The sequence below is a fragment of the Candidatus Pseudoscillospira sp. SGI.172 genome (assembly GCF_050313575.1).
Taxonomy (GTDB): domain Bacteria; phylum Bacillota; class Clostridia; order Oscillospirales; family Oscillospiraceae; genus Vermiculatibacterium.
In genome coordinates, this window is sequence record NZ_JBNPLQ010000019.1 from 1 (window position 1) to 12,671 (window position 12,671).

9 protein-coding genes, 1 tRNA gene and 1 other RNA gene are annotated in these 12,671 nt (G+C 61.1%); 9 read left to right on the top strand and 2 right to left on the bottom strand.

Annotated elements, in window-relative coordinates; translation table 11 throughout:
- Positions 1-138 precede the first annotated feature (138 nt).
- Positions 139-214: transfer RNA gene (locus ACQRD3_RS08475), tRNA-Ala, on the bottom strand.
- A gap of 475 nt (positions 215-689) precedes the next feature.
- Here ACQRD3_RS08475 and ffs point away from each other — a divergent pair.
- The 8 genes from ffs (at position 690) to ACQRD3_RS08515 (ending at position 7,991) form a co-directional block, all read left to right on the top strand.
- An RNA gene (gene ffs / locus ACQRD3_RS08480) (signal recognition particle sRNA large type) lies at positions 690-954 on the top strand.
- Positions 955-1,035: 81 nt separating this feature from the next.
- Complete coding sequence (gene dnaX, locus ACQRD3_RS08485) at positions 1,036-2,718, top strand: DNA polymerase III subunit gamma/tau (RefSeq protein WP_080907558.1); 1,683 nt, start codon at positions 1,036-1,038, stop codon at positions 2,716-2,718.
- Positions 2,719-2,735: 17 nt separating this feature from the next.
- Complete coding sequence (locus ACQRD3_RS08490) at positions 2,736-3,086, top strand: YbaB/EbfC family nucleoid-associated protein (protein WP_080907559.1); 351 nt, start codon at positions 2,736-2,738, stop codon at positions 3,084-3,086.
- A gap of 5 nt (positions 3,087-3,091) precedes the next feature.
- Positions 3,092-3,778, top strand: a complete 687-nt coding sequence (locus ACQRD3_RS08495; RefSeq protein WP_427780984.1) for a YoaK family protein — start codon at positions 3,092-3,094, stop codon at positions 3,776-3,778.
- Positions 3,775-4,791, top strand: a complete 1,017-nt coding sequence (locus ACQRD3_RS08500) for an MBL fold metallo-hydrolase (RefSeq protein ID WP_427780986.1) — start codon at positions 3,775-3,777, stop codon at positions 4,789-4,791. Before ACQRD3_RS08495 ends, ACQRD3_RS08500 begins: the two co-directional genes overlap by 4 nt.
- Before the next feature lie 12 nt (positions 4,792-4,803).
- Positions 4,804-5,928, top strand: coding sequence for a DUF362 domain-containing protein (locus ACQRD3_RS08505; protein ID WP_427780988.1), 1,125 nt, complete (start codon positions 4,804-4,806; stop codon positions 5,926-5,928).
- A gap of 44 nt (positions 5,929-5,972) precedes the next feature.
- A complete protein-coding gene (gene deoC, locus ACQRD3_RS08510) occupies positions 5,973-6,638 on the top strand; it encodes a deoxyribose-phosphate aldolase (protein WP_080907564.1) in 666 nt (221 codons plus the stop codon).
- Between the two features lie 216 nt (positions 6,639-6,854).
- A complete protein-coding gene (locus tag ACQRD3_RS08515) occupies positions 6,855-7,991 on the top strand; it encodes a BMP family ABC transporter substrate-binding protein (protein ID WP_080907565.1) in 1,137 nt (378 codons plus the stop codon).
- Positions 7,992-8,338: 347 nt separating this feature from the next.
- Here ACQRD3_RS08515 and ACQRD3_RS08520 read toward each other — a convergent pair whose 3' ends face one another.
- Entirely contained in the window at positions 8,339-9,007 is a 669-nt protein-coding gene (locus ACQRD3_RS08520; protein WP_080907567.1) for a hypothetical protein, read from the bottom strand.
- A 283-nt stretch (positions 9,008-9,290) separates the two neighbouring features.
- On the opposite strand from ACQRD3_RS08520, the gene ACQRD3_RS08525 reads away from it, so the two are divergent.
- Complete coding sequence (locus tag ACQRD3_RS08525) at positions 9,291-12,602, top strand: PD-(D/E)XK nuclease family protein (protein ID WP_427780991.1); 3,312 nt, start codon at positions 9,291-9,293, stop codon at positions 12,600-12,602.
- The last annotated feature ends 69 nt before the right edge of the window (positions 12,603-12,671 follow it).

Here is a 12,671-nt window from a genome sequence, read left to right on the forward strand (position 1 = left end):
TAGCAAAATTAGCGGGCGGCGAACTCCAGGAGCTCACCGCCCGTGTTCCCGTAAAGTGGTCAGAAATAGGACCTGTCTGTGGTATTATTGTGGTCAAACAAAAAATCACCGCCAAATTGGCGGTGATTTTTCTCAAGATGGTGGACCTAATCGGGATCGAACCGACGACCTTACGGATGCGAACCGTACGCTCTCCCAGCTGAGCTATAGGCCCATATTGCCACTTTTTGGCCGTTTTTCGCAACAAAAAGCGGATTTTTGGAGTTTTCAATTTTCGTGAATCTCGGAGGGGTTTCTCCCCCAAATTGAGGGCCAGCCATCGTTAGTCGATGTGCGTCCATAGGGATGCGAACCGTACGCTCTCCCAGCTGAGCTATAGGCCCATATTTAGTCATTTTAGATAATTTGAGATGTTTTGCTTTGTTTGATGTGCTAACTTGCTTGGGCTACGATAAGGACAGCTGGCTCTCCCAACTGAGCTGCGCCCCCAGATGAAACTTTGTGTGCTCAAAAAATGGATCACCTTTAAGCACCATGATATTATAGCAAGGTTTTGGGCGGGTGTAAAGAGGTTTTTTAAAATCTGTTTAGAAAGCATATTTCACAGTTGATAATTTTTGCGAAATGTTGTATGATAACATCATATCAGCCTGTCAATGGCCCGCGTAAAACGCCGGCCTGAGGCAAGGCCGCGCTAGTCGGGGAGTTAGCGGTGCCCTGTATCTGCAATCCGCTACAGCAGGGATGAATCCCGGCCCCCGGAATCGTATTGTGCCGTCTGACCCCGGTAAGCAGTGATGATGGATCGGTCCTGCGCAACGGGCACCCGTGAACCGTGTCAGGCGGGGAACCGAGCAGCACTAAGCGGGCCCGCCCGTGTGCCGCGGGGATTCCGCTCCTGAGCCGGCTGCCGGGGTAACGGGCATAATGCGATCTTCAAAGGCCGGTGCGCGGTCTTGCCATGGGCCGGAAACGGGGAAGAAGGGCCTTCGGTTGAGGTTCTTCTTCCCCGTTCCTTTTTTGAGGTGAAACAGTATGTATCAGGCCCTTTATCGTAAATGGAGACCCCGCGTATTTGACGATGTGGTGGGGCAGAGCCACATCACCGATACCTTGAAGCGCCAGGTCCAGGAGGGACGGCTTTCCCATGCCTATCTCTTTACCGGCACCCGGGGGACCGGCAAGACTACCTGTGCCAAGATTTTGGCCCGGGCGGCCAACTGTGAGCATCCGGCGGACGGAAATCCCTGCAATGCCTGCCCGGCCTGCCTGGGGATCGAAAACGGCTCCATCCTGGATGTGCTGGAGCTGGACGCCGCTTCCAACAACGGTGTGGATCAGGTGCGCGCCCTTCGGGATGAGGCGGTCTACTCTCCGGCGGCGGTTCGGAAGCGGGTCTATATCGTGGACGAGGTGCATATGCTTTCCACCGCGGCGTTCAACGCGCTGCTGAAAATTTTGGAGGAGCCGCCGGAACATTTGATGTTTATTCTGGCCACTACCGAACTGCACAAAGTTCCGGCTACCATCAAATCCCGGTGCCAGCAGTTTTCCTTTAAACGCATTTCTCCCACGGATATTGCGGGGCGGCTGAAATATGTGGCGGGGGAGGAGGGGATCCCTCTCACCTCGGACGGCGCCATGCTGCTGGCCAGACTGGCCGACGGCGGACTGCGGGATGCCCTCAGCCTGCTGGATCAGTGCGCCACCGGAAGCCCGGGCGGAGATCTGGGAGAGCGGGCGATCCTGGATGCGTTGGGACTTGCGGGCAATGTGGAGACTGCCGGACTCATGGGGGCGGTGGCCGACCACGATGCGGGGGACGCGCTGGAGCGGCTGGACCGCCTTTACGGAGCGGGAAAGGATGTGGGCAGCCTGCTCGGCGAGCTGTCTGCGCTGGCCCGGGATCTGCTGATCCGCAAGACCGCTCCCAGAGGAGGGGCGGCCCTGCTCACCGGAGGCTATGACGAGGCGACCCTGCGGGGGCTGGCGGAGCGGCTGACCGCGCCGCGGCTGGCGCAGGTGCTTTCCAGACTTCAGGCCGCCTCTGCCGATCTGGGCCGCAGTACCAACCGGCGGGTGGACGCCGAACTCTGCCTCATCCGCCTGTGTGACGAGACGCTGGACGACTCCGCCGCCGGACTGAATGCGCGGCTGGCCCGGCTGGAAGAACTGGCGGCGGGCGGGGGAATGACCGCCGCTCCCTCTGGGGGGGCTCTGCGGCCCGCTCCGGCCCGGACATCGGAGCCGGAACCTGCGCCGCAGGCGGCCGAAGAACTGCCGCCCTGGGAGATGGAGCCGCCGCCCCGGAAGGTGGAGGAACCGCGCAAGGATAAAAATCAGGCGGCACCGGCGGCCGTACCGGCCGGCGGGGGATCGCCGGGGGATTTTTGGCCCGGCCTGACGGCGGGCCTCAAAGGCCGTATTCCCATGGGGGAATATAGTTTTCTCTCCAATCCGGCTATGGTAAAGGGCACTGTGGACGGCCCCGTTTTGACTTTGTGGGTGCAGAGTGATTTTGTGAAAAATATGATTTCCAAGCCGGGCATTCTGGCGGCGGTGGAGAAGGCCGCAAGTTTGCTGCCCGGCGCGCCTTATCGGGCCGTGGTGACGGTGGGAGAGCCTCCCGCCGGTGCATCGGCGCCTGCGGGCACCGACAGGCTGGAAGAGCTGCTGGCCATAGGACAGCAGTTTGATAATATCATTATTAAAGAATAACAGAAGGAGCGAGTGGAATGGCAAAGGGATTCAACAGCCGCGGCTTTGGCGGCATGGGCGGCGGCGGAATGAATATGAACATGATGAAGCAGGTTCAGAAGATGCAGCAGGACATGGCCCGGATGCAGGAGGAGCTGGCAAACAAGACCTACACTGCCGCTGCCGGCGGCGGCATGGTCAGTGCGGAGGTCAACGGCCAGCATGAGGTGGTTTCCATTGCCATTGATCCCGAGGCTGTGGATCCGGAGGACGTGGAGATGCTCCAGGATATGGTGGTGGCCGCTGTCAACGAGGCCATGCGCGCTGCGGAGAACGACGCGGCAAGTTCCATGAAGAACATCACCGGCGGCTTGGGTCTGGGCATGTAAGAGCAGTGAAGAAGCTCACTCACGATCAGGCTGCGGAGACCTTCCTGCTCTCGGCTGTTTTAGCGCTGGGGGGCGGGTTTCTGGATGCGTATACCTACCTGACCCGAGGCGGAGTATTTGCCAATGCCGAGACCGGAAACATGGTTCTGCTGGGCATCCAGCTGCTGCGGGGGAACTGGGGAAGGGCACTGACTTATCTGGTGCCGATTCTGGCCTTTGCTCTGGGAGTGTGGGTGGCCGAGGCGGTCTGCGCACGGTTCTCGAAGCATCCCGGTGTCCACTGGAGACAGCTCACGCTCGGAGGAGAAGTCCTGGTGGTGGCAGCGGTTGCCTTTTTGCCGGAGACACTCAACATGCTGGCCAATGTGCTGGTGGCCTTTGTCTGTGCCGTGCAGGTGGAGAGCTTTCGGCGGGTACGGGGCAATGCCTTTGCCTCTACCATGTGTACCGGTAATCTGAGAAGCGGTACGGAGCAGCTTTTTTACTACCGCCGGACGGGGGATCAGGCTGTGCGGAACAACGCCCTCTGCTATTACGGCATCATTGCTGTCTTTATTGCCGGGGCGGCCCTGGGGGCGATAACCTGTGACGCGCTGGGGCGGAAAGCGGCTTTGGTGTGCGCCGCCATTTTACTGGCGGGATGCTTTATCTTATCCCTGCGGGGAGAGCGAAAATTGGAGGAAGAGACATGAGCGGGATCGAACAGATCATGCCTGGGTTCTGGCGAATCCCGGTACCCCTTCCCGGCAATCCCCTGAAAGAGCTGAACAGTTATTTGATCCGTGGTCAGGATGAAAATTTGCTGATCGATACCGGGTTCCGGATAGAGCCGTGCCGGGCGGCCATTACCGAGGCGCTGACCGAGTTGGGAGTTCGGCGGGAGGAGACAGACATCCTTCTGACCCACCTCCATTCCGACCACTCGGGGCTGGCTCCCGAGCTGGTGGGGCCGGAGCGCAGGATTTATGTGGGACGGGTGGATCTGCCCTATCTGGCCAACAGTGCGGTCTGGAAAAAAGATTTTGGGCCGCGATTTTTAAAGATGGGTTTTTCGGAAGCCGAGGTGGGACGCCGGCAGACGGAAAATCCGGCCCAGTCCATGGCCCCGGAGGACTGCGACCGGTATTTCCCTCTGGATGAGGAAGATACCATCACCTGTGGGCCTTACACGCTGCGGGCCATTTTTACCCCCGGCCATACTCCGGGACACCTCTGCTTTGCGATGGATGAGGAGCGTATCCTGCTGACGGGGGATCATGTCCTCTTTGACATCACACCCAATATCGCTACCTGGCGGGAACTGCCGGATGCCTTAGGCAGCTATCTGGACAGTTTGGAGAAGATGGAGGCCTTTGCTGCCTACCGGGCGCTTCCGGGACACCGGGGCGGGGGGGACTTGGCCCGGCGGACGGCGGAACTGAAGGAACACCACGCCGAGCGGCTGACCGAGGCGCTGGACGCGGTCCGCACCGCGCCGGGACGTACGGCCTATGAGCTGGCCGGCCGCATCCGCTGGAAGATCCGCGCCCGGAACTGGGAAGAATTCCCCCTGGCACAGAAGTGGTTTGCAGTGGGGGAATGTCAGGCCCATCTGGATCGGCTGATGGTTCTGGGGAAGGTGGATCGGCTCTGGGACGGCGCGGTCTGGCGCTATCAGACGGCAGAAGGGGGCTGCGCCCCTGAAACGGAAATGATCAGATCATAAGGAGAGAAAGCTATGGGCCATTCCAATGTTTATTTTACGGATTTCCATGTGCCTGTGGGCACCAGCCAGCTGGACAAGCTCCGCAGGCTCATTGACCGCGCGGGGCTGGGGACGCTGGACTTTGAACGCAAGCTGGTGTGCATCAAGATGCACTTTGGCGAGCCCGGAAATCTGACCTTTCTCCGCCCCAACTACGCCAGGGTGGTGGCCGACTATGTCCGGGAAAGGGGCGGTGTCCCGTTCCTGTGCGACTGCAACACCCTTTACGCGGGACGGCGCAAAAATGCCCTGGAGCATCTGGACGCCGCCTATGAAAACGGCTTTTCTCCCCTCTCCACCGGATGCCAGATCCTCATCGGAGACGGCCTCCGGGGCAATGACGACGTGGAGGTCCCGGTTCAGGGCGGCGAGTATGTGGAGAAGGCCAAGATCGGCCGGGCCATCATGGACGCCGACATTTTCATCTCCCTGACGCACTTCAAGGGTCATGAACAGACCGGGTTCGGAGGGGCCATCAAAAACATCGGCATGGGCAGCGGTTCCCGCCGGGGAAAGATGGAGCAGCACGCCGCCGGCAAGCCGGTGGCGAGCACCAAACGCTGCGTGGGCTGCCGTGCCTGCGCCCGCCACTGCGGGCAGGACGCCATTTCCTACCGGGAGGACGGGAAGGCGGTCATTGACCAGGACAAGTGCGTGGGCTGCGGCCGCTGCATCGGTGTCTGCAACCTTGACGCCATCCGCAACCCCACTTCCAGCACGGTCCAGGCCCTCAACTGCAAGATGGCGGAGTACACCAAGGCGGTGGTGGATGGGCGCCCCTGTTTCCACATCAGCCTGGTGCGGGATATCTCTCCCAACTGCGACTGCCATGGGGAGAACGATGTGCCCATTCTCCCGGATGTGGGAATGTTCGCTTCCTTCGATCCGCTGGCTCTGGATCAGGCCTGCGCCGATGCCTGCCTGGCCCAGACTCCGCTGCCCGGGGGACAACTGGCCCGCCGGATGGCAGAAGAGGGATTTGTGGATCAGCACGACCACTTTGTCAACACTACCGACGGCACCGAGTGGGAGAGCTGTCTGGCCCACGCCGAGAAGATCGGCCTGGGCAGCCGCCGGTATGAACTCAAGCCTATCTAATTTGTAAGGTCTCCCCATTTGCGGAGAAAGGAAGGAATGAAACCATGGAGCTTAACGAGATTTTGAGTCGGTGCGACCATACCCTGCTCAAGCCGGAATGTACCTGGGAGCAGATCAGGGAGGTCTGTGACGACGGACTGAAGTTCAACTGTGCCAGCGTGTGTATTCCCGCCGGTTATGTCAAGCAGGCCGGGGACTACTTGGGTGACAGTCTGAAGATCTGCACGGTGATCGGGTTTCCCAACGGCTACTCCACGACCGCCGTCAAAGTCTTTGAGACCGAAGATGCCATTCGCAACGGCGCCGATGAGATCGACATGGTCATCAATATCGGCTGGGTGAAGGACCGGCGCTGGGACGATCTGCTGGCGGAGATCCGGGCGGTCAAGAACAGCTGCAAGGGCCGCATCCTCAAGGTCATTGTGGAGGCATGCCTCCTCACGGAGGAGGAGAAGATTCAGATGTGCGAGCTGGTCACCGAGTCCGGGGCCGATTTTATCAAGACCTCCACGGGCTTTTCCACCGGCGGGGCCACCCGGGAGGATGTGAAGCTGTTCCGGGCGCACATCGGGCCGGGCGTGAAGGTGAAGGCCGCCGGCGGCATCCGCACACTGCAGGATGCCGAGGACTTTATTGCTCTGGGGGCCGACCGCTTGGGCACCTCCGCAGTGGTGAAGCTGGCGAAGAACCAGATCCCTCAGGGATATTGAGAGAAGAGGCCCGCCGCGGGAAAACCTGCGGCGGGCTCTTAAAATATTTCTAAAGTGTAAAATCAATTCATACTTTTGTAAAACTTTTGCGCCGGAAGCGTAAAATCTTATTGCGCTTTTTTGTGTGACACGGTATAATAAAACCGAACGTCCGGGAGGAAGCAGGCACAGCCGTGGTTCCCGGACATTGATTATGAAAGGAAGGTATGTACTGAAATGAAGAAGACCAGTAAATTCCTTGCACTGCTCCTGTCCTGCTCCATGACCCTGGCCCTGGCGGCCTGCGGCGGCGGAGCCAAGGAGACTCCGGCTCCCTCTGAGGCCCCCGCGGAGAGCGCCGCAGCCGAGAGCGCCGCTTCCGGTGAGGCTACCATCGCCATGATCACCGACAAGGGCGACATCAACGACAAGTCCTTCAACCAGGGCACCTGGGAGGGCATCCAGGCCTATTGCGAGGCCAACGGCAAGGAGTGCAAGTACTACAAGCCCGTGGAGGCCACTACCGACGCCTACACCGCCATGATCGAGCAGGCCATCAACGACGGCCACAAGATCATTGTCACCCCCGGCTTCCTGTTTGAGGAGCCCATCTACAACGTGCAGGACAAGTACCCCGACGTGTCCTTCATCCTCATCGACGGCAATCCTCACAACGCCGATTACAGCGACTACAAGACCGCTGACAACACCGTCGGCATCCTCTTCTCCGAGGAGCAGGTGGGCTACCTGGCCGGTTACGCCGCCGTCAAGGACGGCTACACCAAGCTGGGCTTCCTGGGCGGCCAGGCTGTCCCCGCCGTGGTCCGCTATGGCTACGGCTTCGTGCAGGGCGCTGACGCCGCTGCCGCCGAGATGGGTACCAAGGTCGACATGATGTACTACTACACCGGCGGGTTCGATGCCACGCCCGAAGCCCAGGCTCTGGCCGCCGGCTGGTACCAGGCCGGCACTGAGGTCATCTTCGGCTGCGGCGGCTCCGTGGGCAACTCCGCCATGGCCGCCGCTGAGCAGAACAACGGCAAGGTCATCGGCGTGGACGTGGACCAGTCCCCCGAGTCCGCCACCGTCATCTCCTCCGCCATGAAGGGCCTGGCCGAAGCCGTCTCCCAGATGCTGGACGCCTACTATGCCGGCAGTTTCCCCGGTGGTCAGAACCTGACTCTGGGTGCCAAGGAAGAGGCTGTTAAGCTTCCCATGGACACCTCCAAGTGGACCACCTTCACGCAGGCTGACTACGATGCCCTCTATGCCCAACTGGCCGACGGCACCATCACCCTGAAGAAGGACACCGACGCCGAGGCCCCCATGGATCTTGGCTGCGCCAACGTCACCGTCCAGTTCATCGAGCAGTAACTTTCTCCATACCACCAAAGGACCGCCGGATTAGGTGGGTGTCCGTAAAACAGTTAAACCTCCCTATGGTTTCGATCATAGGGAGGTTTTCATCATTTGTGCAATGAGCGAAGGCTCCCTCTGATGAGGGAGCTGTCAGCGAAGCTGACTGAGGGAGAGAACCTGGCCCGCAAGCAAAACAATGTGCAGTGGTGTGTCGCAAGTCTCTCCCTCCGTCAAAAATCAAAGATTTTTGCCACCTCCCTCGTCAGAGAGAGGCTTTGGTACGGTACAAGACCCCACATCGCATGATACAACGAAAGGTGTATGGAAGTGCACCCTTGATTATTTTGCGAAACTGGAATTTGTCAACTAAAGAACTTGGAAAGAACATCCCAATATTCATTCGGGATTTCATAGCAATTTACAGAGTAAAGTTTTGGAGAACCATCCTCATTTCGTGTGTCTGCAGAAATAGATGTAGTAATTACCCATTTACCATCAACCTTTCCCATATATCCCTTGAAAATTGTAGTAACGGGGCAATTCTCATATGCAAAATATAATTCCCTCATATGCTGATTGTCATTTAGCTCATATATTCCATACGTCTGATATGTAAACGATGTGGCTTTTTGTGCATCAATATTAGAAACCGCAGTTAGGAATTCAGTGTCTGTAATATATGTTCCATTCCAAGAAATAGTTGTTAGTTCTCCGTTTGCCGGAACAGTATAATCATCTGCAACCATAAGATATTGGTCAAGAAAAGAACGAGCTACAATAAAAGTGTGGGTTGGGTCTTCGTTAACAGAATCTATTACCCAATCTTCTTCACCTTTGGCAATTGTCCTGCCCTCTGAATATTCGCCGCTGATACTTGAGTATTCCCTTCCATTCCACAAAACATAGTTAGAACTAACTTTTGCAGAATGGTCAAATATAAACACGCTACCTTCCCACAACTTGATAACAACTTGGGCAGCAACCCCAAAAATCAAGATGGAAAGTAATATTATTCTTAAGTGTTTCTTCATAATCGTGTATTTCCTCCTCAAATTTATTGAACTGTATGTATCCTACCATAGCTGCCTTACAAATACAACAATCGGCACAGCGAAAAAGGCCGTTGTGCCGATTAACTGTTTTATGACCACCGCCCATTTTCCGGCGGTCCTTTTTTTGACCCTCATCCGGAATGGAAGGGCGTTCCCAGACGATTGAAAATGTGATACAATGACCAGAGAAAATCCCCTGTATTTGATTTTGGGGAAGCCGGAGAGTATCCTGGAAAAGAGAGGTCGGAAGGAGGCGTCCGCTATGCTGAAGCTGCTGCTGGGCCGGGCCGGGACCGGAAAAACGGCCCGGATCCTCCGGGCCATCGCCGGGCAATCAGGGGGGCGGCCCCAGCTGCTCATTGTTCCGGAGCAGCACTCCCACGATATGGAGCGCAGGCTGTGCGCAGAGGGAGGCAACTCCGTGAGTCTGTACGCGGAGGTGCTCTCCTTCACCCGGCTTGCCAGCCGGGTCTTTTCCGTGACGGGCGGACTGGCCGCCCCTGCCCTGGACCCGGGCGGGCGGCTGCTGCTGATGGACGTGGCCCTCAAGTCGGTGGCCGACCAGTTGAAGGTATACGCCCGCCCCTCCCGGAAGCCCCAGTTCCTCACCCGGCTGGCCGCCACGGTGGACGAGTGCAAGTCCAGCGCTATTTCCCCGGAAAAGCTGTGGGAGGTGGCCCGGGAGACCGGGGGAGAGACCGGGGACAAGTTTTCCGACCTGGCCCTTATCTGCGGGGCCTATGAGGCGCTGACCCTCCGGCAGGGGGCCGATCCCCGGGACAGGCTCACCCGGCTGACGGCGGCGCTGGCGGAGTGCCGCTGGGCGGAGGGGCGGGACATCTACCTGGACGGCTTCACCGACTTCACCCCCCAGGAGCGGGGCGTGCTGGAGGAGCTGGTGAAGCAGGCGGGCTCCGTGACGGTGGCCCTCACCTGCGACGGGCTGGACGGGGGGGATGAGGACGTATTCGCCCCCGCCCGGCGCACGGCCCGGCAGCTCCTGGCGCTGGCCCGCCGGTGCGGGACGGCGGCCGAGGCACGGGTCCTGACCCGTCAGGCGGGCTGCGGAAGGGAGGCGCTGGAGCGGGTGGAGGCCCACCTCTTCGATCTGGTGCTCCCCGCCTTTCCCGGCCGGCCGGAGGGGCTGGAGCTCTACCGGGCCTCCGGGCCCTACGCCGAGGTGGAGCGGACGGCGGCCGAGCTGGTCCGGCTGGCGCGGGAGGAGGGATACCGCTGGCGGGAGCTGGCGGTCACTGCCCGGAGCATGGAGACCTACGGCCCGCTCATCGATTTGATCTTCCCGCGGTATGGGGTCCCGGTGTTTCTGGCCCGGATGGACGATGTGCTGCAAAAGCCGGTGCTGGCCCTGGTCACCGCCGCTTTGGACACCGTGGCGGGAGACTACCGCTATGAGGACGTGTTCCGCTATCTCAAGACCGGCCTGGCCGGACTCACCCCGGATGAGACCGACCGGCTGGAGAACTATGTCCTCAAGTGGGACATTCGGGGGAGCCGCTGGAGCCAGGGGAAAGCCTGGAATTTCCATCCGGAGGGCTACGGCGTGCCCTGGACCGATCGGGACCGGACGCGGACAGAGGAGTTGGACGCCTTGCGCCGCAGGGTGTCCGGGCCGCTGGAGCAGCTGCGGGGGGCAAAGGAGCACACCGGCGCCGGGCTGGCGCTGGCGCTGTACCGTTTTCTGGAGGAGATCGGTCTGGCCCAGCGGCTGGCCGCCCGGGGGGAGGAACTGAGGCAGAGCGGCGAGGCCGCCCTGGCCGCCGAATATGAGCAGCTCTGGGATATCCTCTGCGGGGCGCTGGAGCAGTGCAGCGACCTTCTGGGGGAGACTCCCATGGAGTGGGATGAGTTTGCCCGGCTCTTCAGGCTGGTGCTCTCCCAGTACCAGGTGGGCTCCATCCCGGTGTCTCTGGACCGGGTGACGGCGGGGGAGATGCCCCGGCTGGCCCACAAGCACTGCAAGGTCCTCTTCCTGCTGGGGGCCGACGACGGCGCCCTTCCGGCCGCCGCCTCCTCCCCGGGCCTGCTGGCCGACGCCGACCGCTCCCTGCTGGCCTCCTTCGGCCTGGAGAGCGCCCCCCGGCTCACGGACAAGCTGTGGCGGGAGATGACCATCGTCTACGACACTTGCGCCCTGCCCTCGGAACGGCTCACGGTGAGCTGGCCCGCCGCCGGGAGCGGCGGGGAGGAGCGCCGCCCCTCTTTCCTGGTCAAGAAGCTGCGGACCCTGTTCCCGGACCTGGAGGTGGTGGACGAGCGGGCGCTGGCCGAGGACTTCCGGCTGGCGGCCTCCCGTCCCGCGCTGGAGCTGGCGGGGCGCTGTCCCGGGGTGGGGCGGGCGCTGAAGGGCCTGCCGGGATACGCCCCTCTGGTGGAGCGGATGGAGCGGGCCGCCGCGCTGGAGCGGGGGAGCCTCACCCGCCCGGCGGTGGAGGCGCTGTACGGGCGAAGAGTGCCCATGTCGGCCTCCCGGATGGACAAGTACAAATCCTGCCATTTTTCCTATTTCATGCAGTACGGCCTGAAGGCCCGGCCCAGAAAGCCCGCAGGCTTCCAGGCGCCGGAGTACGGCACCTTCGTCCACTATGTGCTGGAGCACGCCCTCAGGGAGCGCCAAGGGAAGGAAATTCCCACCCGGGCGCAGGTTTCGGCGGTGGTGGCGCGGTATGTGGAGGAGGAGCTGGGCGGGCTGGAGGGGGAGACCCCCCGGTTCCGCTACCTCTTCCGGCGGCTTGAAAAGTCGGTGTATGCCGTGGTGGAGAATGTCTGCCAGGAGCTGGCCCGGTCGGACTTCCAGCCCATCGCCTTTGAGCTGGGCTTCGGGCGGGGTCAGGACCTGCCCCCGGTGGAGCTCACCGCCGACGGGGTGACCGTGTCGGTCTCCGGCTTCGTGGACCGGGTGGACGGCTGGGAAAAGGACGGCAGGCTCTACCTCCGGGTGGTGGATTACAAGACCGGGCGCAAATCCTTCGACCTCACCGACGTGTGGAACGGCCTGGGCCTGCAGATGCTGCTCTACCTCTTTACCCTGCGGGAAGAGGGGCAGGCGGTGTTTGGAAAGGAGATCGTCCCTTCGGGGGTGCTCTATCTGCCCGCCCGGGACGCGGTGATCGCCGGGAGCCGGACCATGACCGAGGCCGAGCGCCGGAAGGAAGTGGATGCCCAGCTGCGCCGCAAGGGGCTGGTGCTGGAGGACGGGGACGTGTTGGAGGCCATGGAGCACACCGATGGGGAGCCCCCCCGGTTTCTGCCCGTGCGGGTGAGCCGGAGCTCCGGGGCGATCACCGGGGACGCCCTGGTGAGCGCCGAGCGGCTGGGGCGGCTGGAGCAGCACACCCGGCGCATCCTGGCCGACATCGCCGCCGAGCTGGCCGCCGGGAACATTGCCGCCGACCCCTTCTGGCGCGGGCCGCAGCAGAACGCCTGCCAGTGGTGCGACTACGCCGCCGCCTGCCAGTTCCGGGACGGCGTGGGGGGCGATCGGAGACGGTGGCTTCCCAGCGTGAAGACGGAGGAGTTCTGGGCCGGGCTGGAGGCCGGGGACCGGCGGGAATGAGAGAAGTCCGGGCAGGGACGAGCGGGAGATCGACCGGGAAAGCACCCCCTGCGTTCCCGGTCGAAAAGA

Excerpts from the sequence above, each read along its gene's own strand:
- ACQRD3_RS08520 (WP_080907567.1), bottom strand. The coding sequence starts at position 9,007 with ATGAAGAAACACTTAAGAATAATATTACTTTCCATCTTGATTTTTGGG.
- ACQRD3_RS08500 (WP_427780986.1), top strand. The coding sequence starts at position 3,775 with ATGAGCGGGATCGAACAGATCATGCCTGGGTTCTGGCGAATCCCGGTA.
- ACQRD3_RS08525 (WP_427780991.1), top strand. The coding sequence starts at position 9,291 with ATGCTGAAGCTGCTGCTGGGCCGGGCCGGGACCGGAAAAACGGCCCGG.
- ACQRD3_RS08490 (WP_080907559.1), top strand. The coding sequence starts at position 2,736 with ATGGCAAAGGGATTCAACAGCCGCGGCTTTGGCGGCATGGGCGGCGGC.
- ACQRD3_RS08515 (WP_080907565.1), top strand. The coding sequence starts at position 6,855 with ATGAAGAAGACCAGTAAATTCCTTGCACTGCTCCTGTCCTGCTCCATG.
- ACQRD3_RS08505 (WP_427780988.1), top strand. The coding sequence starts at position 4,804 with ATGGGCCATTCCAATGTTTATTTTACGGATTTCCATGTGCCTGTGGGC.
- deoC (WP_080907564.1), top strand. The coding sequence starts at position 5,973 with ATGGAGCTTAACGAGATTTTGAGTCGGTGCGACCATACCCTGCTCAAG.
- dnaX (WP_080907558.1), top strand. The coding sequence starts at position 1,036 with ATGTATCAGGCCCTTTATCGTAAATGGAGACCCCGCGTATTTGACGAT.